The sequence below is a fragment of the Anaeromyxobacter sp. K genome, from assembly GCF_000020805.1.
In the GTDB taxonomy this organism is placed as follows: Bacteria; Myxococcota; Myxococcia; order Myxococcales; family Anaeromyxobacteraceae; genus Anaeromyxobacter; species Anaeromyxobacter dehalogenans.
Genome location: NC_011145.1, coordinates 4,202,249 through 4,223,368, shown reverse-complemented (window position 1 = coordinate 4,223,368; position 21,120 = coordinate 4,202,249). Strand labels below are relative to the sequence as shown.

The following is a 21,120-nucleotide window of genomic DNA, read 5'->3' as shown; positions in this document are numbered from 1 at the left end:
GGCCGGATCCGGCGCCCCGGAAGAGGCCAGAACGCCGCAGGCGGGGTACTCTCGGGCCCGGACGTCCGGACGCCGCGCGGAGGGCTCGCATGGAACGGGATCGGCGGGACGCGTACTGGAGGGCCAACCTGCGCACCGTCGCCGCGATCCTGGCGATCTGGCTGGCGGTGTCGTGCGGCGCCGCGATCCTGTTCGCCGACGCGCTCGACGCGTTCCACCTCGGCGGCTTTCCGCTCGGCTTCTGGTTCGGGCAGCAGGGCGCGGAGCTCGTGTTCGTGCTGCTGGTCGCCGCCTACGTGGCGATCGCCAACCGGCTCGATCGCGCCCACGGCGTGTTCGAGGACTGAGGCGTGGGACCCGTCGCCTGGACCTGGGTGCTGGTCGGCGCGTCCTTCGCGCTCTACGCGCTCGCCGGCCTGTGGGGCCGCGCGCGGACCACCAGCGCGTACTACGTGGCGGAGAAGCAGGTCAGCCCGGTGCTGAACGGGATGGCGACCGGCGCGGACTGGATGTCCGCGGCGTCGTTCATCTCGATGGCCGGGGTGGTGGCGCTGCTCGGCCGCGACGGCTCGATCTTCCTGATGGGCTGGACCGGCGGCTACGTGCTGCTGGCGGTGCTGCTCGCCCCGTACCTGCGCAAGTACGGCAAGTACACGGTCCCGCAGTTCGTGGGCGAGCGCTACTACTCGCGCACGGCGCGCGGGGTGGCGGTGGTGTGCGCGGTGTTCGTCTCGTTCACCTACGTGGCCGGGCAGATGCGCGGGGTGGGGGTGGTGTTCGCGCGCTTCCTGGACGTGCCGGTGGAGCGCGGCGTGCTGCTCGGCATGGCCATCGTGCTGTTCTACGCGGTGCTGGGCGGCATGAAGGGCGTCACCTACGCGCAGGTGGCCCAGTACGTCGTGCTCATCGCCGCGTACCTGGTGCCGGCCATCTTCGCGTCGATCATGCTCACCGGGAACCCGGTCCCGCAGCTCGGGCTGGGCGGCCGGGTCAGCGCGGAGGGCGCCCGGATCCTGGGGGTCGAGCCGGGGGTGCACCTGCTCCAGGTGCTCGACCGGATCGGCGAGGACCTCGGCTTCGGCCGCTACACCGCCGGCGCGCGGCCCCGCATCGACGTGCTGTTCAGCACGCTGGCGCTCATGATCGGCACGGCCGGCCTGCCGCACATCATCATCCGGTTCTTCACCGTGCCGAAGGTGCGCGACGCCCGCGCCTCCGCCGCCTGGGCGCTCCTGTTCATCGCGCTGCTCTACACCACCGCGCCCGCGGTGGCGGCGTTCGCCCGGGCCGGGATGATCCAGTCGCTGAACGGCAAGCGCCACGCGGACGCGCCGGCCTGGGTGGCGGACTGGGAGCGCACCGGCCTGGTGCGGTTCACGGATCGCGACGGCGACGGCGTGATGCGCCTCTCCGGCGATCCGGCCCGCAACGAGGTGCGGATCGACCCGGACGTGCTGGTGCTGGCGAACCCGGAGATCGCCGGCCTGCCGCCCTGGGTGGTGGGGCTGGTGGCGGCGGGCGCGCTCGCGGCGGCGCTCTCCACCGCGGCGGGCCTGCTGCTCGTCATCTCGGCGGCGGTGGCGCACGACCTCGTGAAGGGCATGTGGATCCCGCGCGTCTCCGAGCGCGGCGAGCTGGCCTGGGCGCGCGGCGCGGCGACCGTGGCGGTGCTGGTGGCGGGCTGGCTGGGCGTCCACCCGCCCGGCTTCGTGTCCGAGGTGGTGGCGCTCGCGTTCGGCCTGGCCGCGTCGTCGTTCTTCCCGGTGCTGGTGGCCGGCATCTTCTGGCGGCGCGCCACGCGCGAGGGGGCCATCGCCGGGATGGTGAGCGGGCTCGCGGTGACCACCGCCTACGTCCACTGGTTCAAGTTCTGGCACCCGGAGCTGGACGTCCCGGCGCACTGGTGGCTGGGGATCTCGCCGCAGGGGTTCGGGACGGTGGGCATGCTGGTGAACCTCACCGTCCTCGTCGTCGTGTCCCTGCGGACGCCGGCGCCGCCGCAGGCGGTGCAGGACCTGGTCACGAACCTGCGCTATCCGCGGGAGCCGGTGCGCCCGGCGCCGGCGCCCACCGCGCTGCGCGTGGGCGACGGCCGCTGACCGTCCCCGGCGCCGGCGCCGCGCCGTGACGCCGCCCGCGCGCCCCGCTATCCTCGCCGCATGGCCGCGCTCGACCCGGTCGCGTACCTGCGGGCGACGCCCCCGTTCCACGCGCTGCCGCAGCCGCTGTTCGAGGCGGCGGCCGCGTCGCTGGAGGTGGGCTACTACCCGGCCGGCTCGCGGCTGGCGCGGGTGGGCGGCGAGCCGCTCGCCCACCTGTACGTGATCCGCAAGGGCGCGGTGCGGCTCGAGCGCGACGGCCAGCTCCTCCAGGTGCTCGAGGAGGGCGAGACCTTCGGCTACACCTCGCTCATCACGCGCAAGGCCACCATCGACGTGGTGGTCGAGGACGACCTGCTCGCGTACCGCCTGCCGGACGCCGAGTTCCAGCGCCTGCTCGGCGACGCGCAGTTCGCCTCGCACTTCGCGGTGGGCCTGGCCGAGCGGCTCAAGTCGAGCCTCGAGCACTCGGCCATCACCACGTTCCAGGCCGACCTCTCGCGCCAGGTGGGCGACCTGGTGCGCCGCGCGCCGGTCTGGATCGCGGGGGACGCCACCGTGGGCGACGCGGCGCGGCTCATGCGGGCGGAGGGCGTCTCCTCGGTGCTGCTCCGCGCCGACCCGCCCGCCATCGCCACCGATCACGACTTCCGGAACCGCGTGCTCGCCGAGGGGCTCGGGCCGGACACGCCGCTCGCGCGCGTCGCCACCTCGCCGCTCCGCACCACGCCCGCGACCGCGCCCATCCACGAGGCCTGGGGGCTCGCGCTGGACGCCCGGGTGCACCACCTGCCGGTCACCCGCGGCGCGGAGATCGTGGGCGTGCTCACCTCGGGTGAGCTGCTCCGCGCCTCGGCGCAGGGACCGATGGCCGTGCTGCGCGGGGTGGAGCGCGTCTCGACGCGCGAGAGCCTGGCCGGCTACGGGCGGCGGGTGGCCGAGATGGCGGGCGCGCTGCTCGCCGGCGGCCTCGACGCCGCCGCGATCGCCGGGTTCGTGGCGCGCCTCAACGACGCGCTGCTGCACCGCATCCTGCGCTTCGCCGAGGCCGACCTGGGCGAGCCGCCGGCGCCCTACGCGTGGCTGGCGCTCGGGTCGGAGGGGCGCCGCGAGCAGACCCTGCTCACCGACCAGGACAACGCGCTCGTCTACGCGGACGAGGGCGAGGCGCGGCGCGCCTGGTACGAGGTGCTGGCGGAGCGCGTCAACGCGGACCTGGAGCTGGCCGGGTTCCCCGCGTGCCCGGGCGGCTACATGGCCCGCCGGTGGGTCGGGCCGATGGCCGAGTGGCGCGGGCGCTTCGAGGCGTGGCTGGACGCGCCGGGTCCGCAGGCGCTGCTCGAGGCGGCCATCTTCTTCGACTACCGCCGGGTGGCCGGCCGGCTCGACGTCGCGCCGCTCGACGCGGTGCTGGCGACCGCGGTGGACCGCCCGGTGTTCCTGCGCTTCCTGGCCCGCGCCGCGCTCGGCTTCCGCCCGCCCACGTCGCTGCTGCTGCGCCTGCGCGGCGGCTCCACCACGGTGGACCTGAAGCTGCAGGGCATCGCGGCGGTGGTGGCGGTGGCGCGCTGCTACGGCCTGGAGCTGCGGACCGAGGCGCGCGGGACGCTGGAGCGGCTGGAGGCGGCTCGCGACGCCGGGATCCTGGACGGCGACGCCGTCGCGGGGGCGGCGGAGGGGTTCCGGTTCCTGAACGGCCTGCGCCTGCGCCTCCAGCTCCGGGCCGTGGCCGAGGGCCGCCCGCCCTCGAACGAGGCGGCGCTGGCGGCGCTGAGCGCCATGGAGCGCTCGCGCCTCAAGGACGCGCTCCGCGCGGTGAAGACGCTGCAAGATCGGGCGGCCTTCCACTTCAAGACGGATTTCTGATCCGACGGGGACTGCGTCCCCGCCCCGCCGCCCTGAGCCTGCCGAAGGGCGTCGGGGCCCCTCCCGCGTCGGGCTGCTACCATCGCGGCCCGATGCTCTTCTCGTCGCCGCCCTGGGAGTCCGCCGTCTACTGGTCGCTCGACCTCGAGACCGGCGGCCTCGACGCGCGGCGCGACGCCATCCTCGCGGTCGGGATGCTCCCGGTGCGCGAGGGGCACCTGCGGCTCGGGGAGGCGTACCGCACGCTGGTCCGCCCGGAGCAGGGGAAGGCGGTGAGCCCGCGATCGGTGCAGGCGCACCAGCTCGTGGCCGGCGACACGCGCGGCGCCCCGGCGCTGGCGGAGGTCCTGCCCGAGCTCGAGCGCCGCCTGCGTGACGCGGTCCTGCTCGTCCACCACGCGCCCATCGAGCTCGGGTTCCTGAAGCGCGCGTTCCGGGCGGCGGGGCTGCGCTGGCCGGGGCCGCCGGTGGTGGACACGGTGAAGCTCCTGCTCCGCCTCGACGCGCGCGAGCGCCGGCGCTTCCCGGAGCTGCCCGCCGACCCGCCGGTCCTGAACCTCTCGGCCGCGCGGCGCCGGCTCGGCCTCCCCGACTACCAGGCGCACGACGCGCTCACCGACGCGGTGGCCACCGCCGAGCTGTTCCTGGTGCTGCGCGAGGCGCTCGGGGCCCGGCGGCTGCGCGACCTCACCTGACCGCGGGCTGGATCACGGCGCGGCCGGGCCGGTCCCGCGGGCGCGCGCCGCCGCCAGCGCGGCGGCCGCGGCGAGGCCCACGCCCACCAGCGCCAGCTCCAGCAGCGCGGCGCCCGCGAACAGCGGGGCCACCGAGCCGAGCCGGTCGTAGGCGGCGCCGGAGAGCGCGAACCCGACCCCGTTGCCGGCCCCGAACACCACCGCGCTGAACAGCGCCTGGCCGGTGGCGCGGAGCCGCGCCGGCACCACCTCGGCCATGCCCTTCATGGCGGCCGCCCAGAACAGGCCGAAGGTGAGGCCGTGCAGGAGCTGCAGCAGCACGATGGCCGCCGCGCCCTCGGCGCGCCAGAGCAGCGCCCAGCGCACCGCCGAGCCCAGGAACGAGGCGGCGAGGAGCCCGCGCAGCGACAGGCGCCGCTCCAGCCTGGGGAACAGGAGCAGCACGGCGATCTCGGCCGCCACGCCCGCGGCGGTGCCGAGCCCGGTCACGTCGGCGGGCAGGCCGCGGTCGCGCACGTACACGCCGAACAGCAGGTGGTACGGCGCGCAGGCGGCCCAGTGCACCGCGCACGCGCCCAGCAGGAGCGGCAGCGCCGGCCGGCGGAGCAGCGCGAGCATGTCGCGCGGGCCCGGGCGGTCCTCGTGCGGCGGCCCGGCGTGCGCCGGCAGCCGCCGCGCCGCCAGCGCGTAGCCGGCCACGAGCGCGGTCATGAGCGACGGCACGAGCAGGTCGGCCGGGCGGTTGCCGCGCAGCGTGAGCGCGCGCCCGGCCGCGAGCGCCAGCACCACGAAGCCGATCGAGCCGAACAGCCGGACCGAGGCGTAGGACCGCTCCGGCCGCGCCCGGGTGTGCTCCAGGGTCACCGAGTCGAGCAGCGGCACGTACGCGCGGTCCCCGAGCGCCGCGGCGACCAGCACCGCGCCGACCGCCGCCGGCGTGCGCGCGAACGGCAGCGCCAGCACGCAGAGCGCGCTCCAGGCGGTGGCGAGGCGCAGCCCGCGGGCCGGGGTGGCGTGGCGGTCGGCGAACGTCGCCCACGACATCGCCACCACCGGCGCGAGCAGCGAGGGGATCATCTGGACGGTGCCGATCTGCTCGCCGCTGAAGCCCAGGCCGCGCAGGTACGCGGCCAGGTACGGCTGCGCCACGCCCACGTTCCCGTAGTACAGGAAGTACATGAGCCGGAGTCGCGCCGCGGAGGCCATCGGTTAGACTCGCGTCTACCATGGGCGACCTCGCCGGGATGGTCCTCTGTGCCGGGCTCGGGACGCGGCTGCGCCCGCTCACCGCGCGCGTCCCCAAGCCGGCGGTGCCGGTGTGCGGGGTGCCGCTCGTCCGCTGCTCGCTGGCGCTGCTGGCCGGGGCGGGCGTGCGCCGCGCGGTGGTGAACGTGCACCACCTGCCGGACCTCATGGCCGCCGAGGCCGAGGCGGCCGCGCGCGCGCTGGGGCTGTCGCTGACCGTCTCGCGCGAGCCGGTCATCGCCGGGACCGGCGGCGCGCTCCGCGAGGCGCGCGCGGCGCTCCGCGGCGCGGACGAGATCCTGCTCGTGAACGGCGACGTGCTGTTCGACGTGGATCTCGGCGCCGCGCTCGCCGCGCACCGCGCCTCGGGCGCGCTCGCCACCCTGGTGCTGCTCCCCATGCCGGCCGGCGCGCGCTACGCCGCGGTCGAGGTGGACGCGGGCGGCGCGGTGCGGCGCATCGCCGCGCGGTTCGGGCCGGGCGGGGAGGGGCTCCGGCCCTGGCACTTCTCGGGCGTGCACGTGCTCTCGGCGGCGCTGCTCGACGCGGTGCCCTCCGAGCCGTTCGAGGCCGACGTGAACCGCCACGTCTACCCGCCGCTGATGGCGTCCGGCGCGATCCGCGGCCACGTCGCCGCCGGGTACTGGAACGACCTCGGCACGCCGGAGCGCTACCTCGAGGCGAACCGCGACCTGCTCGCCGGCCGCGTGCCGCTGGCGCGCTTCGCGGGGGCGGATCCGTTCGCGGGCGCGGTGGAGCGGCTGCCCGGCGTGAGGATCGCCCCCGGCGCGCGGGTGGACCCGGGCGCCCGGCTCACCGGGCCGGCGCTGGTGTGCGCCGGCGCGGAGGTGGCGGCGGGCGCCGAGGTCGGGCCCGGCGCGGTGGTGGGACCGGGCTGCCGCGTGCCCGCCGGCGCGGCGGTGCGCCGGGCGGTGCTGTGGGCGGGCACCGCGCTCGCGCCCGGCGAGGTCGTCGAGGACGCGATCGCGGCGGACGCGGATCGGGTGCGCGAGGGAGGGGCGGGCTGAGACGTCAGCCCTGCGCCTGGACCAGCACGCACGTCACGTTGTCGGCGCCGCCGGCCGAGTTGGCCGCGTCGACCAGCGCCTGGGCCGCGCGGCGGAGGTCGCCCGGCACCGCGCGCAGCACCTCGGCGATGCGCGCGTCCGGCACCATGCCCGACAGGCCGTCGGAGCAGAGCAGCACCACGTCCCCGTCCTCGAGCGGCTCGCGGAGCAGGTCCACCTCGACCGACTCCTTCATGCCGAGCGCGCGGACGATCACGTTCTTGTGCGGGAACGCCTCGATCTCGGCCTGCGTGAGCTGGCGCGTGCGCCGGAAGTCGTTGAGCAGCGAGTGGTCCTCGGTGAGCTGCCGCAGCGCGCCGCGCCGGAACAGGTACGCGCGGCTGTCGCCCACGTGGCCGACCAGCACCTCGCGCCCGTCGCGGGGGAACTGCGCCGCGACCAGGGTGGTGCCCATCCCGTGGAGCCGCTCGTCGGTCCGGGCCCGCTCGTGGATGCGCAGGTTCGCGAGCTTCACGCCGGTGAGGAGCCGGTTCTCGTCGGCGTCGCGGACCGGGTCCGGCCGGAAGGGCCAGGTGGCCTCGTCGTCCCGGCCGGTGATCCGGAAGAACTCGGCCATCTCCTCGACCGCGATGCGCGCCGCCACCTCGCCGGAGGCGTGGCCGCCCATCCCGTCGGCGACGCAGTAGAGCTGCTCCTCGGGGAGGAGCAGGAACGCATCCTCGTTGTGGGCGCGCTTCCGCCCGACGTCGCTCGCTCCCGCGTGGCTCAGGCGCATGGTGGGACCGGGAAGGTTAGTCGCGACCCCCTCACCGGTCAAAAGGATCCGCCCGGGAAAACGCGGTCAGGGCACCACCAGCTCGACGCCCGGACCGGTCGAGATCCGCACCGCCCGCGCCGGGCCGTACAGGTCGCCGTCCACCGTGAAGCGCAGCCCGTCGCCCTCGACCCGCAGCTCGCGCGCCACCTCGTCCTGGGCGTGGCGCCGCTTCCACGGCCGCCCCGCGCGGATGCGCGGCAGCGCGAGCGCGATCTGCAGCGGGCTGGCGGTGACCCCGACCGCGTGGAACGACCCGGGCTGCTCGCCGCACCGGTGGAACGCCCGGAAGCCGAAGCCGATGTCGGGCGTGGAGCCGGCCACGAGCGCGAGGTAGCGCGCGTCGGTCCACTCCTCGCCGTCGCTCCACACCCGGAGCGGATCGCGGCGGGTGAGCGAGGCGGCGAAGGGCCCGCGCACCAGCGCCGAGCCGACCGAGCGCGCGAGCAGGAGGCCCGCGGTGAGCGGGGAGGGCCGGCCCGTCGCGTAGTACGCCTCCAGGAACGCCACCACCGCGCCGGTGCCGAAGATGAACCCGTGGCGGGTGGCGATCCCGTCGGCCTCGACGCGGAGCAGGTCGCGCTCGACGGTGGCGAGGGGGATCCCCTGCTGCCGCCGTGCGAGGACCGCCCTCAGGATGGCCTCCGGGCCGCCGCGGATCCCGTTGCCGTGCGCCACCGTGTTCATGGCCCCGGCGCGCAGCAGCAGGATCTGCGGCAGCGGCGCGTCGCCGTACGCGTCCGCGAACGCCGAGAGCACCACGTGCGCGGTGCCGTCGCCGCCGCCGATCCCGAGCACGTCCACCCCGCGCGCGCGGAAGCGCTCCACGGCGCGGTCGAGCGCGTCGGGGGTGGCGGCGTCGATCAGCTCGCCCGCGTCGCCGAGTCGCGCCCGCAGCCGCTCGCCCAGGCGCGGGTCGCGCCGGTTCCGCCGCGAGCGGGGGTTGTTCACGATGCCGATGCCGCCCATGCCGACCCGTCCCAGGTGGATCCCGGTGCCGCCGCCCCGTCCGCCGACTCTGCGGCGCGGGCGTGGCCGGGTCAAACCGAAAACGCCCGCGCGGCCGCACCGGGAGCGCACGACGCCCGCCCGCGGTAAGATGTCGCGAATGTCCGTCCTCGAGGCCCCGGGCGACCTGGCCCGCACGCCGCTCGCCGCGATCCTGCTCGAGGCGCTGAACGTGCGCGCCACCGGCCTGCTCGAGGTGGCGCACGAGGGCGGCACCTCGCGGCTGTGGCTGCGCGACGGGCGGCCCGTCGGCGCGCAGGTGGTGACCGGGTTCCGGCCGCTCGGGCTGCTGCTCCTGCAGGCGGGGCTCATCGACATCGACGCGCTCTCGCGCAGCCTCGGGCTGATGGCCTCCACCCGGCGCCCGCAGGGAGAGATCCTGGTCGAGCTGGGCGCGGTCTCGCGCGCCGACGTGGACCGGACGCTGGCCGAGCAGCAGGCCGGCTACTTCGCGCTCATCGCCGCGCTCGACGCGGGCGCCTTCCGCTTCGATCCGGCCGCGCCCGTGCCGGAGTGGACCCGCGGCAGCCGGCTGTCGCCGCTGCGCACCATCGTGGACGCGCTGGAGCGGCCGCAGGCCGGCGCGCTGGTCGTGTCGGCGCTGCAGCCCGTCGCGCACCAGGCGGTGCGCCTCGCCTCGGGCTACGCGGAGGTGGCCGGCGCCTTCCGCTGGACCGCGCCGGAGCAGGCGCTGCTGCGCCGGCTCACGCCGTCCGCGACGCTGGAGGCGTTCTTCGCCGGCGACGAGGTGGAGCCGGAGCGCGCGCGCGCCGTGCTCGCGGCGCTGCTGCTGCTCGGGCTGGCGGTGCCGGCCACCGGGCGGCAGCCGAGCGGCGAGACCGCGGCCGGCCTCGTGCTCGAGCTCGAGCCGGAGCCCGAGCCGATCGCGCCCGCTCGCACCGGCGCCCCCGCAGCGGCGGCGGCCGCGCCCGCCGCGCCGCCGCCCGCGCCCGCCGTCCCGGCGCGCCGCAGCGATCCGGCGGAGGCGCGGGAGCGGCGCCAGCGCCTGCTGCAGCAGGCGATGCGCAACATGGGCATCGGGCCGTTCGCCGGGCGGCCTCCCGCCGCGGCGCCACGGCCCGCCGCGCCCGCAGCCCCCGCCGCCTCCCCGCCGCCGCCGGCCGGCGCGCCGCCCGGCTCGCCCGAGGCCGCGCTCCGGGCCGCGCTGCTCGCCGCCGCGCCGCGCGCGCGGGAGCGCGACCTGTTCGCCCGCCTCGGCCTGGAGGCCACCGCCGGCCGCGACGAGGTGAAGCGCGCCTTCCTCCAGCTCGCGCGCCAGTTCCACCCCGATCGCTTCGCCGCGCCGGCGCTCGCGGATCTGGCCGAGCAGGTGCGCGACTTCTTCACCGCGGTGAACGAGGCGTACGAGACCCTGTCCGACGACCGCAAGCGGGCCGAGTACCTCGCGGTGCGTGGCGCGCACGGCGTGACGCCGGCGCAGGCCGAGTCGGCGCGGGTGGACTTCCAGAAGGGCGAGGCGTGCCTGCGCACGCGCGACCTGGCGCGCGCGCGGGGGTTCTACGAGTCGGCGGTGCGCGCCGACCCGCGCCCGGAGTACCTGGCCGCCGTCGCGCACACCTTCCTGGCCGACCCGCAGCGCCGGGATCTCGATCGGGCGCGCGCCCTGGTCGAGCAGGCGCTGCGCGAGCCCGGCGGCGCGGCGAGCGATCGCGTGTGCCAGGTGGCCGGCCTGCTGGCGCGCGACGACGGCGACGTGGGCCAGGCCGAGCGCATGTTCCGCGCCGCGGTGGCGGCGAACCCGCGCAACGCCGACGCGCTGCGCGAGCTGCGCAACCTGGAGGCGCGGCGCGCCGAGCGGCGCGGGCGCTGATCGTCCCCGGGCGCGCGCTGTCCCCGGGTTCCGCGCCTTGACTCCGCCGGGCCGTTGCTGCGAGATCCGGGCGTCATCGCGGCGCGTGTAGACGTACGGAAACGTGCGGAAAGGCGGCAGCTTGGCGAAGCAGCACCTGCTCCTCGTCGACGGCGACCCCAAGTCACTGCGGGTGATGGAGGTCTCGCTCAAGAAGGCGGGCTTCACCGTCACGACCGCCGTGAACGGGCGCGACGCGCTGGAGCGGTGCGCGGTCTCGCCGCCCGACCTGATCCTCTCCGACACCAAGATGCCGGAGATGGACGGCTTCGAGCTGTGCCGGCGGCTGAAGGAGGACGAGCGTCACCGCGGGACGCCGTTCATCTTCCTGACCGGCCAGAAGTCGGTCGAGTACAAGGTGAAGGGCCTCGAGCTGGGCGTCGAGGACTACCTGACGAAGCCCATCTACATCAAGGAGATCGTCACCCGCGTGAAGCTCCTCCTCCAGAAGAAGGAGAAGGAGCGGCTCGAGAAGAAGGACCTGAAGGCGAGCTTCGCCGGCAACCTGTCCGACATGGGCGTGGTGGACCTGGTCCAGACGCTGGAGATGGGGAAGAAGTCCGGCGCGCTCCACGTGAAGAGCCGCCGGGGGCTCGAGGCCGTCTGCTACTTCAAGGACGGCCGCATCCTCGACTGCGAGCTGGGCGGCAAGGTCACCGGCGAGAACGCGTTCTACCGGCTGCTGAACTGGCAGGAGGGCGAGTTCGCCATCGAGTTCAAGCCCATCGAGCGCGAGGAGCGGATCCCGGTCTCGACGCAGGGGCTGCTCATGGAGGGCATGCGCCGCATCGACGAGTGGGGCCGCATCGTCGAGCAGCTTCCCTCGCTCGACCGCGTCTTCGAGATCGACCCGGCCGCGCTGGCCGAGCGGCTGGCGGAGATCCCCGACGACGTGAACGCGCTGCTGCGCCTGTTCGACGGGCGGCGCCCGCTCGAGCAGGTGATCGAGGAGGCGGACTACGACGACCTGGCCGCCGCCGGCGTGATCTCGAAGCTCTTCTTCGAGGGGATCGCGAAGGAGGTGGCGGTCCCGCCCGCGCCCGAGCCGGCCGCCGCGCCACCGCCCGCGGTCGAGGCCGCGCCGGAGCCGGTCGAGCAGGCGCCGCGCCTGGGCCGGCCCGCGCGCACCGCGCCGGCGGAGGCGACGCCGGAGCCGCAGGGCGTGGACTGGTTCGCCGGGCCGGTGGGGCGTTCCGCGCCGCACGCGCCCGCGCCGGAGGCCGTCGAGCCCGCCCCCGAGCCGTCGCGCGCCGCGGCCGCGCGCCCCGAGCCGCCTGCGGCGCCGCCGAGCTTCGTCCCCCAGGGCGGCTTCTCGATGCCGTTGCCGCCGCCCGGGTCGCTGCCCCCGCCGCCCTCGCTGGCCGCCCCCGCGCGGCGGCCCGCGCCGGCGCCGGCGACGCCGGTCGCGCCGGCCGCGCCGTCGATGGCGGCGCCCATCGCACCGCGCGCGCGCCCGGAGCCCACGCCGGCCGCGGCCGTCATCCCGGGCCCGCCCCCGGCACCGGCGGCGCCGTCGCGCGCGCCGGCCCGCTCGCGCGCGCCGTTCGCGATCGGCCTCGGCGTGCTCGTCCTCGCGGCCGTCGCCGGCGCGGTCGCGCTGCGGGGGCGCGGCGCGAGCGCCGGGCCCGCGCCCGCCGCCCCCGCGACCACAGCCGCCGGCCCGGCCGCCGCCCCGGCCGTCCAGCCGGCCACGGCCGCCGCGCCCGTCGAGCCCGCGCCGCCGGCGCACGCCGATCCTGCCGTCGCGACCGCGAGCGCCCCCGTCGCGACCGAGGCGCCCTCGCCCGCGCCGGTGGCCGCGGCCGTGGAGCCGACCGCGGCCCCGGCGGCGACCGCGGCGCCCGCTGCGGCCGTTCCGCGCGCGGAGAGCGCGGATCCGCGCCGCCTGCTCGCCGCCGCCGCCCGCAAGTACGAGGAGGGCCGGTTCGCCGAGGCCGCCGTCGACTACCGGCGCGCGGTGGGGTTGCGCCCGACGGCGCCCGGGTACGTCGGGCTCGCTCGCGCGCTGCACGACGCGCAGCGCTCGGGGGACGCCGTCCGCGCGCTCGACCGCGCCATCGAGCTCGACCCGGGCTACGCGCCCGCCTGGCTGCTGCGCGGCGAGATCCACCAGGGCGCCGGGCGCGCGTCGCAGGCCCGCGCCGCGTACACGCGCTTCCTGGAGCTGTCGCCGAGCGGCCCCGAGGCACGCGCGGTCCGCGACATCCTCGGCCGGCAGCTCCGGTAGTCCCCCGGAGGCGCGAGCCCCGCGCCGCGGGTTGCGCTCGCGCGCGAGGCCGGACCGCGTTACCTTCCGCCCCCGTCATGCCGACCCGAGTGCTCGCCATCGAGACCTCCTGCGACGAGACCGCCTGCGCGGTCGTCGAGGACGGCCGGCGCGCGCTCTCGGACGTGGTGTCCACGCAGATCGACATCCACCGGCGCTGGGGCGGGGTGGTGCCGGAGCTGGCGAGCCGCAACCACGTGGTGCAGGTGATGCCGGTGGTGGACGAGGCGCTGGCGCGCTCCGGCGTCGGGCCCGAGGGCCTCGACGCGGTGGCGGTGACGAGCGGGCCGGGGCTGGTGGGCGCGCTGCTGGTGGGCGTGCAGGCCGCGAAGGCGCTGGCGCTCGCCTGGGGCAAGCCGCTGGTCGGCGTGAACCACCTCGAGGGCCACCTGGTCGCGGCGTTCCTCGCGGAGGTGCCGCCCGCGTTCCCGTACCTCGGGCTGGTGGTGTCGGGCGGGCACACCTCGCTCTATGCCGCGCACGGCTTCGGGGACTACCGCCTGCTCGGGCAGACGCGCGACGACGCGGCCGGCGAGGCGTTCGACAAGGGCGCGAAGCTGCTCGGCCTGCCGTACCCCGGCGGCGTCGCCATCGACCGGCTGGCGAAGGAGGGCGACCCGGCCGCGATCCGCTTCCCGAAGGCGATCGTGAAGGGCGCCGACCTCGACTTCAGCTTCTCCGGGCTGAAGACCGCGCTGCTGCACCACGTGAAGAAGCACGGCGTCCCCGAGGGGCCCGCGCTCGCCGACCTGTGCGCGAGCTACCAGGAGGCGATCGTGCGCGCGCTGGTGGAGAAGGCGTTCCGCGCCGCGCGCCGCCTCCAGTTCGCGCGGCTGGTGCTGGCGGGCGGCGTGGCCGCGAACAGCCGGCTGCGCGCCGCCGCCACCGCCCGCGCCGCCGAGTACGAGGGCATGTCCGTCTTCATCCCGCCGGTCAGGCTCTGCACCGACAACGCCGCCATGATCGCCGTCGCCGGCACGCACGCGCTGCTCCGCGGCGAGCGGGCCGGGCCGGACCTGAACGCCGATCCCGCCTGGCGCCTCTGATCCGGCCGCACCCGCGCAGCCCGCCGCAGCGGGCGCCCGCCCGCCCGGCCCCTGCGGCCGCGACCGTCCGTTCCTATTGATCGGCAGGAGGATCGGAGCGGTCATGTCCCTGCGGTGGCTCAACGTGGTGTTCGGCGGGTGGATGCTCGCGACCGGGCTGGTCGCGGGCCCGCGCACGCCGGAGTTCGGCGATCACATCTTCCTCGGCCTCGCCATCTTCCTGGTGGCGTTCCTGGCCATGGCGCTGCCGCGCCTCCAGGCCGTTAACGTCGTGCTGGGCGCCTGGGCCGTGCTGTCGCCGTTCGTGCTCGGCTACCTCGACGCCGGACTGGCGGTGAACGACATCGTGGTCGGGATCCTGGTCTGCTGGGTGGCGCTCACGCCGCCGCGCCCGCACCGGCCGCGCGGACGGGCCGCCCCGGCGACCTGACGGCTCGCGCCCCCGAGCGGCGGGCGGGACGGCGCGGCCGCGCCGGGGCATACTGCGCCCCGCGATGACCGACCACTATCCGAGCCCGCGCGCGCTGCTCGACCGGTACGACCTCCGCGCGAAGAAGAGCTGGGGCCAGAACTTCCTCGGGGACGAGGCCGTCCTCGACGACATCGCGCGCCTCGCCGCGCCGCGCGCCGGCGACGCGGTGCTGGAGCTCGGGGCGGGCCTCGGCCACCTCACCGCGCGGCTGCTGGCGCGGGGCGCGCGCGTGGCGGCGGTGGAGCGCGACCGCGACATGGTCCGGGTGCTGCGCGGCGAGCTGGGCGACCGGATCACGCTGCTCGAGGCGGACGCGGCGCGGCTCGACTACGCCGACCTGGCGGCGCGCTTCGGGGCGGCGGCGGCCGCGGGAGAGGGGCCGCGGCTCGCGGTGGTGGGGAACCTGCCGTACCACCTCACCAGCCCGATCCTGTTCTCGATCCTCGACCAGGTGGCGCACGTGTCGCGCGCGGTGTTCCTCCTCCAGCGCGAGGTGGCCGAGCGGCTCGCGGCCCCGCCCGCGAGCCGGGACTGGGGCGTGCTCTCGGTGCTCCTGCAGCGCGAGGCGGACGTGTCGGTGGAGCGGATCGTGCCGCCCGGCGCGTTCTGGCCGCCGCCCAAGGTCGCGAGCGCGGTGCTCTGCGCGCTGTTCCGCCCGCCCGCGGACGCGGTGGCGGACCCGGCGCGCTTCCGGCGGCTGGTGAAGGCCGGCTTCGGTCAGCGGCGCAAGACGCTGCGCAACGCGCTCGGCTCGGCGAAGCTCGCGGATCCGGCGCGGCTCGAGGCCGCGTTCGCGGCCGCCGGGGTGGACCCGGGCCGCCGCGGCGAGACGCTCACGCTGGCCGAGTGGGCCGCGCTGGAGCGCACGCTGGGCTGACGTGCAGCGGAGAAGTCACGGGCGCCCGTCCTCAATCTCCCCGCCCGCCCCGACCGACCCCATCCGTCGAACGGGCGCCCGTGAGCCGTGCCCGGTGGCCTAGAGGCCTCCGGTGCGGGCGGTGGCGAGCATCAGGCTCATGTTCCGAGCGCCGTTCTCGCCGAGGTACCGCCGGAACGCGACCGGGTCGAGCTTCATCGACCGGATGGTCGTCGCCACGATGGCGTCGTAGCTGGGGGCGTTCGGCTTCTTGAGCTCGAGCGCGATCTTGAGGATGGCGCGGTGGTAGGCGGGGTCGATCCCGTCCTCCTGCGCCTTCCCGGCCTTCGCCACGGCCTTCTGCCCGACCGCCACCCTGCTCCGCATCTCCGCCTCCGAGCCCCGCGTTCCAGCTCCCGCCCTGCGAATCGGCATGACGATACGTGGCTGCACATGCGGGGTCAAGGCCAGCCCTGATCCCGGGATCATGGATCCCACGATCCGGATGTCAGATCGCCGCAGCGCGACGGCCCGCCGGCCCGCGGGACGGCCCGCCGCGGGCGCGCCTTGCGGGCGACCTCGACGCGTGGCAATCTCGCGCGTTCCTGCGAGCTTCCGGATGGAACGCCCTCGGTACATCGCGGTCGAAGGACCCATCGGTGTGGGCAAGACGACCCTTGCCCAGGTGCTGGCCGAGCGCCTGGGCGCTCGCCTGGTCCTGGAGGAGGCGGAGTCGAACCCGTTCCTCCCTGCGTTCTACGCAGACCGGAAGAAGCACGCCTTCCAGGCGCAGGTGTTCTTCCTGCTCTCGCGCTTCCAGCAGCAGCAGGTGCTCTTCCAGCAGGACCTGTTCTCCAGCTCCACGGTGGCCGACTACCTGTTCGCGAAGGACCGCATCTTCGCGACCCTGACGCTGGAGCCGGCCGAGCTGGCGCTCTACCGGCAGATCCACGAGCTGCTCGGCCCGCGGGTGGTCCGGCCGGACCTCGTGATCTACCTGCAGGCCCGCACCGACGTGCTCCTGTCGCGCATCAAGAAGCGCGGCCGCGACTTCGAGCGGGGCCTCGATCCCGCCTACGTCGAGGCGCTCGCGAAGGCCTACAACGACTTCTTCTTCCACTACGAGGACACGCCGCTGCTGGTGGTCAACACCAGCGACATCGACGTGGAGTCCGAGCCCGAGGACCTCGAGGCGCTGCTCGCGGTCATTCGCAAGCATCGCAAGGGCACGCAGCACTACGTACCGCTGGGCACCAGGACGTATTAGAGTCGTCTCCTCGCCTCACCAATGGGCAGGACCCCGGACCCGGGGCCTACACCGGAGGTCGTCGAAGATGTCGTCCCATCCCCCCGCGCCACGCAAGCACGTCACCATCCACGAGCTGCGCCGGATGAAGGAGTCCGGCGAGCGCATCGCCATGGTCACCGCCTACGACGCGACCGCCGCGCGGCTCGTCGCGGTCGCGGGCGTGGACGCGGTGCTGGTGGGCGACTCGCTGGGCATGGCGGTGCAGGGCCACGAGTCCACGCTGCCGGTCACGCTCGACCAGATGGTCTACCACTCGGCCATGGTGCGGCGCGGGCTCGCCCGCGGCGACGGCCGGGCCCACCTCGTCACCGACATGAGCTTCGGAAGCTACCAGGCCAGCGCCGACGAGGCGGTGAAGGCCGCCATGCGGCTGGTGGCGGAGGGCGGCGCCGAGGCCGTCAAGCTCGAGGGCGGCGCCGAGTTCGGCGAGGTGATCCGGCGGATCGTCCGCGCCGGCGTGCCGGTGATGGGCCACATCGGCCTCACCCCGCAGTCGGTCCACAAGATGGGCGGCTACGTGGTGCAGGGGAAGGACTCGGAGAAGGCGCAGCAGATCCTGCGCGACGCCCGCGCCCTCGAGGCGGCCGGGTGCTACGCGCTGGTGCTGGAGTGCATCCCCTCCGAGCTGGCCCGCATCGTCACCTCGCAGCTGCGCGTCCCGACCATCGGCATCGGCGCGGGCCCGCACTGCGACGGGCAGGTGCTGGTGCTGAACGACCTCCTCGGCCTCGACGCGTCCTTCACGCCCAGGTTCGTGAAGCGCTTCGGCGAGGTCGGCGCCGCCGTGCAGGACGCGGTGGGCGCGTACGTGGGCGAGGTGAAGGCGCGCGCGTTCCCCGACGACGCGCACAGCTTCCACTCCAGCTCGGTCCGCCTCGTTCCGGTGGAGCGCCACGCCGAAGCGGCGGAGGAAGAGCCGCCGGACGCCATCGGCGCCCCCATCTAGCGCCGGGATCGAGCACACCCAAGGTGAAGACAACCGAGCTGATCACCGATCCGGCCTCCTGGCAGGCCCGCTGCACCGCCGCGCGCGAGGCCGGCACGCGCATCGCCCTGGTCACGACCATGGGCTACCTGCACGAGGGCCACCTCTCGCTCATGCGGGAGGCGAGGCGCCGCGCCGACGAGGGCGGCCGCCGCGGCCTGGCGGTGGGCACCATCTTCGTCAACCCGACGCAGTTCGGTCCGACCGAGGACCTGGCCCGCTACCCGCGCGACCTCGAGGGCGACCTCGCGAAGTGCGCCGCCGCGGGCCTCGACGCGGTGCTCGCGCCGAGCGACCCGGCCCTGATGTTCGCGCCGGGGCACGAGACCTGGGTCACGGTGGAGCGCGCCTCGCAGGGCCTGGACGGCGCCTCGCGCCCGGGCCACTTCCGCGGCGTGGCCACGGTGGTCGCGAAGCTGTTCAACCTGACCCGCCCGCACGTGGCGCTGTTCGGGGAGAAGGACTGGCAGCAGGTGGCCGTGATCCGCGCCATGGTGCGCGACCTCGCCTTCGGCATCGAGATCGTGGGCATGCCCATCGTGCGCGAGCCGGACGGCCTGGCGCTCTCCTCGCGCAACGCGTACCTCTCGCCGGACGAGCGGCGCCGCGCGCTCGCGCTCTCGGGGGCGCTCGCCGCCGCGCGCGAGGCCACCGCCCGTGGCGAGCGGGACGCGGCCTCGCTGCGGGCCGGCGCGCGCGCCCGCCTCGAGGCGGCCGGCGGCCGGGTGGACTACGTCGAGATCGTCCACCCCGAGACGCTCGCGCCGGTGGCGCGCGCCGAGCCCGGCAGCGTGCTGCTGCTCGCCGCGTGGTTCGGCGCCACCCGCCTCATCGACAACGGCAGGCTGCCATGAAGGGCAAGGCCGGCGGCAAGGCGGCGGACGCCGCGGAGAAGGTGGCGGCGTCCAACCGCCGCGCGCGCTTCGACTACGACGTCGAGGACACCTGGGAGGCAGGGCTGGTGCTCACCGGCAGCGAGGTGAAGTCGCTGCGCGAGGGCAACGTCAACCTGTCCGACGCGTACGCGATGCCGCGCGGCGAGGAGCTGTGGCTGCTGAACTGCCGCATCGGCGAGTACCAGCAGGCGGCGCACTTCGGCCACGCGCCGCTGCGCGACCGGAAGCTCCTCATGAACCGGGCCGAGATCGACCGCGTCCGCGGCAAGGTCGAGCAGCGCGGCTACACGCTCGTGCCGCTCCGGATCTACTTCAAGCAGGGCTGGGCCAAGGTGGAGCTGGGCCTGGCGCGCGGGCGCTCGCACGAGGACCGGCGCGGGGCCATCGCCGAGCGGGAGTCGAAGCGCGAGATGGACCGGGCGCTCGCGCGGGGCCGGCGCCGCTAGCGTGCGCCCCGGCGTCCCGGGGCTCGCTCCTTCCTCCGCGGGCCCCCGATCGCGCGGCCGCCGTTCTCGATGGGGCGGTGGCTCCCGCCGCGCGGCGCGGGCCTGCTAGCCTCGTGTCGGTGTTCGACCGGCTCACGCTCGCCGAGGATCTGCTCGACTGCCAGGGCCGGGTGGTCGCTCGCCGCGGCCTGGTGGTGTCGCCCGAGTCCATCGAGGAGGCGGCCCAGCACGCGCGGCCGGCGCCGCGCCGCGCGCTCGCGGACACGCCGCTGGGCGGCGATCTCGAGGTGGCGCTGGACGACCCGGCCTACCGGGCGCTGTTCGCGCGCGCCGGGGCCCGCGACGCGGTGGCGCGGGCGGTGGCCGCGGCCGGCCTGACCGAGCGGCTGGTCGAGGAGCTGCTGGCGCTCCGCGCGGAGCGGCCGGCGCTCCACCTCCACGCGTTCACCACCGCGGCGGTGGCGGTCCGCATGCTGCTCAGCGCGGTGGGCGGGGCGCGCGCGCTGCCGGACCTGGCCGCGGCGGCGCTGCTGCACGACCTCGGCATGCGCCACGTGCCGGCGACGGTGGTGGAGCGCGCCGACCGGCTGGAGATCCGCGAGGCGCACCGGATCGCGGCCCACCCGCTGCTCGGCGCGTTCCAGCTCGCCCGCGAGCTGGGCCCGCACCCGGCCGTGGCGGCGGCCCGCTGCCACCACTGGCGCTGCGGGCAGGGCTACCCGGGCATGGGCGCCGCGCCCTCGCGGGCGGTGGAGGTGGTGTCGGTGGCGAGCGCGTTCGCGGCGCTGACGCGGCCGCGCGCGTACCGCTCCGCGGCCTACGACGCGCGCGGCGCCGCCGACGTCATCGTGGCGGAGGTGCTGGCCGGGCACGCCGACGCGAACACCGCCAAGCTGCTGGTCCACGCCCTCCGCGGCGGTCGCGGCGACCCGCGCGCGATCCGCTTCGGCGGTGCGCGCGAGGGGCACGCGCCCGAGGTGAACCGGCACGCGCCCGTCGCGGCACCTGGAAGAAGTCCGCTGTAGGCCGCTCACCGCGGGCGCGGGCCGCGGAGCGGTCCCGGAGCCGAGGCGCCGCCTACTCCAGCCCGCAGGCGTGGCGCAGCGTCGGCCAGGCGTAGAGGCCGGTGTTGTGGCCGTCGGACCACTGGATCTGGATCGCGTACGCGCCCACCGGGTTGATCTCCAGCGGGTGGATGTCGGGCGGGATGGTGGAGGAGTCGAGCAGCTTCTTGCCGGTGCCCTCCTCCACGCACGACGCGCACGGGCAGAAGTCGCGCAGCGCCCACGAGGTGAGGGTCGTCTCGCGCCCGCCCGGCCACACGATGCGGATCGCGTGATCGGGCTGGACGTCGATCGACTCGGGGGGCTCGGCCGTCTGCTTCTGGAAGGTGATCCGATCGAGGAGTCCCATGGCGGTTCCTTGGATGGCGCCCGGCGGGCGCGCTGTCAAGCCGACCGCGCCAGCGCGGCGACGAGGTCGGCCCGGTCCTGGTACGGTCCGAGGCAGGGGCGCGCGTCGGTCGCGTACAGCTCCGAGCGGTCCAGCTCGGGCGCGAGGCGCACCAGCGCCGACGAGCGGGTGCCGTAGTCCGGGTCCATGTGGATGCAGGTGGCGAGCGCGGTGCCGGTGCCGGGCACCGCCGCGTGCTGGGTCAGCACCTCTCGCAGGCGGGGCACCGAGGGCTCGAGCGGCCAGTGGGCGCGCACCAGGTCGGGGCGCGGGCCGCGCCCGTGCGGCGAGGTCTCGGTGACCACGTGCAGGCCGGGGCCGAGCGGCTCGATCCCGGAGGCCTCGCCGTCGAACCACCAGAGGAACGCGGCGCGCGCGTCGGCGACCACGAGGTGGAACGGGTTCCACTGCGCCGCGTCCGCCCGCTCGACGGCCGCGCGCGCGGCCTCCGCGTCCGGGGCGGCGAGCGCGAGCGGGACGAGGTCGCCCCGCGAGCGGCGCTCCGGGTCGGGGTACCACTGCGCCGGCGCGTGGTAGTTCGTCACGCCCGCGAACACGCCGCGCGCCGAGAGGCCGATCCAGGTGCCGCCGGCCAGGAGGTCGCGCGGCGCCGCGTAGCGGATGCCGGTCGCGCCGTCGCGCAGGCCCCAGCCCTCCGACGGGCGCCCGTTCCGCTCGTCGCGGTTGGCGGCCACGATCACCGGCCAGCGGCGGTCCGCCTGCAGGGCGACGGCGAGGGTGCACATGCCCGGACGCTTAACACGGGG

Annotated in this window: 21 protein-coding genes; 15 read left to right on the top strand and 6 right to left on the bottom strand. The window is 76.2% G+C overall.

Translation table 11 applies throughout. The features are described 5' to 3' along the window. The first annotated feature begins 89 nt into the window (after nucleotides 1–89). The 4 genes from ANAEK_RS18895 to ANAEK_RS18880 all read left to right on the top strand — a co-directional run bounded on the left by ANAEK_RS18895 (nucleotide 90) and on the right by ANAEK_RS18880 (nucleotide 4,660). A complete protein-coding gene (locus ANAEK_RS18895) occupies nucleotides 90–347 on the top strand; it encodes a DUF4212 domain-containing protein (RefSeq protein WP_011422745.1) in 258 nt (85 codons plus the stop codon). Between the two features lie 3 nt (nucleotides 348–350). After that, on the top strand, nucleotides 351–2,099 hold the full coding sequence (locus tag ANAEK_RS18890; RefSeq protein ID WP_012527729.1) for a sodium:solute symporter family protein: 1,749 nt from the start codon (nucleotides 351–353) through the stop codon (nucleotides 2,097–2,099). A gap of 60 nt (nucleotides 2,100–2,159) precedes the next feature. Then, nucleotides 2,160–3,965 carry a DUF294 nucleotidyltransferase-like domain-containing protein gene (locus tag ANAEK_RS18885; protein WP_012527728.1) on the top strand — a complete coding sequence of 602 codons (1,806 nt, stop codon included), beginning with the start codon at nucleotides 2,160–2,162 and terminating at the stop codon, nucleotides 3,963–3,965. 92 nt (nucleotides 3,966–4,057) lie between these two features. Further along, the gene (locus ANAEK_RS18880) at nucleotides 4,058–4,660 is read left to right on the top strand and encodes a 3'-5' exonuclease (protein ID WP_012527727.1); all 603 of its coding nucleotides are present in this window, start codon (nucleotides 4,058–4,060) and stop codon (nucleotides 4,658–4,660) included. Nucleotides 4,661–4,672: 12 nt separating this feature from the next. Here the strand turns inward: ANAEK_RS18880 and ANAEK_RS18875 are convergent, their stop codons facing one another. Continuing rightward, entirely contained in the window at nucleotides 4,673–5,866 is a 1,194-nt protein-coding gene (locus ANAEK_RS18875; protein ID WP_012527726.1) for an MFS transporter, read from the bottom strand. 20 nt (nucleotides 5,867–5,886) lie between these two features. Between ANAEK_RS18875 and ANAEK_RS18870 the strand changes: the two genes are divergently transcribed. Next, a complete protein-coding gene (locus ANAEK_RS18870) occupies nucleotides 5,887–6,933 on the top strand; it encodes a nucleotidyltransferase family protein (protein WP_012527725.1) in 1,047 nt (348 codons plus the stop codon). A 4-nt stretch (nucleotides 6,934–6,937) separates the two neighbouring features. Here ANAEK_RS18870 and ANAEK_RS18865 read toward each other — a convergent pair whose 3' ends face one another. Then, nucleotides 6,938–7,708, bottom strand: coding sequence for a Stp1/IreP family PP2C-type Ser/Thr phosphatase (locus tag ANAEK_RS18865; RefSeq protein ID WP_012527724.1), 771 nt, complete (start codon nucleotides 7,706–7,708; stop codon nucleotides 6,938–6,940). Between the two features lie 66 nt (nucleotides 7,709–7,774). Beyond that, nucleotides 7,775–8,716, bottom strand: coding sequence for a diacylglycerol kinase family protein (locus tag ANAEK_RS18860; RefSeq protein ID WP_012527723.1), 942 nt, complete (start codon nucleotides 8,714–8,716; stop codon nucleotides 7,775–7,777). 139 nt (nucleotides 8,717–8,855) lie between these two features. On the opposite strand from ANAEK_RS18860, the gene ANAEK_RS18855 reads away from it, so the two are divergent. The 5 genes from ANAEK_RS18855 to rsmA all read left to right on the top strand — a co-directional run bounded on the left by ANAEK_RS18855 (nucleotide 8,856) and on the right by rsmA (nucleotide 15,286). Next, nucleotides 8,856–10,586, top strand: coding sequence for a DUF4388 domain-containing protein (locus ANAEK_RS18855; protein ID WP_012527722.1), 1,731 nt, complete (start codon nucleotides 8,856–8,858; stop codon nucleotides 10,584–10,586). Nucleotides 10,587–10,707: 121 nt separating this feature from the next. Then, nucleotides 10,708–12,852 carry a DUF4388 domain-containing protein gene (locus ANAEK_RS18850; RefSeq protein WP_012527721.1) on the top strand — a complete coding sequence of 715 codons (2,145 nt, stop codon included), beginning with the start codon at nucleotides 10,708–10,710 and terminating at the stop codon, nucleotides 12,850–12,852. Between the two features lie 77 nt (nucleotides 12,853–12,929). Next, a complete protein-coding gene (gene tsaD, locus ANAEK_RS18845; RefSeq protein WP_012527720.1) occupies nucleotides 12,930–13,937 on the top strand; it encodes a tRNA (adenosine(37)-N6)-threonylcarbamoyltransferase complex transferase subunit TsaD in 1,008 nt (335 codons plus the stop codon). Nucleotides 13,938–14,040: 103 nt separating this feature from the next. Beyond that, nucleotides 14,041–14,367 (top strand): SPW repeat protein, encoded by a 327-nt coding sequence (locus ANAEK_RS18840; protein WP_012527719.1) that lies wholly within the window; start codon nucleotides 14,041–14,043, stop codon nucleotides 14,365–14,367. Between the two features lie 64 nt (nucleotides 14,368–14,431). Further along, complete coding sequence (rsmA, locus tag ANAEK_RS18835; protein WP_012527718.1) at nucleotides 14,432–15,286, top strand: 16S rRNA (adenine(1518)-N(6)/adenine(1519)-N(6))-dimethyltransferase RsmA; 855 nt, start codon at nucleotides 14,432–14,434, stop codon at nucleotides 15,284–15,286. Between the two features lie 99 nt (nucleotides 15,287–15,385). Here rsmA and ANAEK_RS18830 read toward each other — a convergent pair whose 3' ends face one another. Next, the gene (locus ANAEK_RS18830) at nucleotides 15,386–15,652 is read right to left on the bottom strand and encodes a hypothetical protein (protein ID WP_012527717.1); all 267 of its coding nucleotides are present in this window, start codon (nucleotides 15,650–15,652) and stop codon (nucleotides 15,386–15,388) included. A gap of 232 nt (nucleotides 15,653–15,884) precedes the next feature. Between ANAEK_RS18830 and ANAEK_RS18825 the strand changes: the two genes are divergently transcribed. The 5 genes from ANAEK_RS18825 to ANAEK_RS18805 all read left to right on the top strand — a co-directional run bounded on the left by ANAEK_RS18825 (nucleotide 15,885) and on the right by ANAEK_RS18805 (nucleotide 19,926). Next, complete coding sequence (locus ANAEK_RS18825; protein WP_012527716.1) at nucleotides 15,885–16,532, top strand: deoxynucleoside kinase; 648 nt, start codon at nucleotides 15,885–15,887, stop codon at nucleotides 16,530–16,532. A 67-nt stretch (nucleotides 16,533–16,599) separates the two neighbouring features. Continuing rightward, nucleotides 16,600–17,520 carry a 3-methyl-2-oxobutanoate hydroxymethyltransferase gene (gene panB / locus ANAEK_RS18820; protein ID WP_012527715.1) on the top strand — a complete coding sequence of 307 codons (921 nt, stop codon included), beginning with the start codon at nucleotides 16,600–16,602 and terminating at the stop codon, nucleotides 17,518–17,520. Nucleotides 17,521–17,543: 23 nt separating this feature from the next. After that, nucleotides 17,544–18,413 carry a pantoate--beta-alanine ligase gene (gene panC / locus ANAEK_RS18815; protein ID WP_012527714.1) on the top strand — a complete coding sequence of 290 codons (870 nt, stop codon included), beginning with the start codon at nucleotides 17,544–17,546 and terminating at the stop codon, nucleotides 18,411–18,413. Next, a complete protein-coding gene (gene smpB, locus ANAEK_RS18810) occupies nucleotides 18,410–18,901 on the top strand; it encodes an SsrA-binding protein SmpB (RefSeq protein ID WP_012527713.1) in 492 nt (163 codons plus the stop codon). Before panC ends, smpB begins: the two co-directional genes overlap by 4 nt. Nucleotides 18,902–19,020: 119 nt before the next feature. Further along, complete coding sequence (locus ANAEK_RS18805; protein WP_232288277.1) at nucleotides 19,021–19,926, top strand: HD domain-containing phosphohydrolase; 906 nt, start codon at nucleotides 19,021–19,023, stop codon at nucleotides 19,924–19,926. 52 nt (nucleotides 19,927–19,978) lie between these two features. Here ANAEK_RS18805 and ANAEK_RS18800 read toward each other — a convergent pair whose 3' ends face one another. Both ANAEK_RS18800 and ANAEK_RS18795 read right to left on the bottom strand, forming a co-directional pair. Next, entirely contained in the window at nucleotides 19,979–20,314 is a 336-nt protein-coding gene (locus tag ANAEK_RS18800) for a DUF971 domain-containing protein (RefSeq protein ID WP_012527711.1), read from the bottom strand. A 35-nt stretch (nucleotides 20,315–20,349) separates the two neighbouring features. Continuing rightward, nucleotides 20,350–21,099 (bottom strand): NRDE family protein, encoded by a 750-nt coding sequence (locus ANAEK_RS18795; protein WP_012527710.1) that lies wholly within the window; start codon nucleotides 21,097–21,099, stop codon nucleotides 20,350–20,352. Nucleotides 21,100–21,120 lie beyond the last annotated feature (21 nt).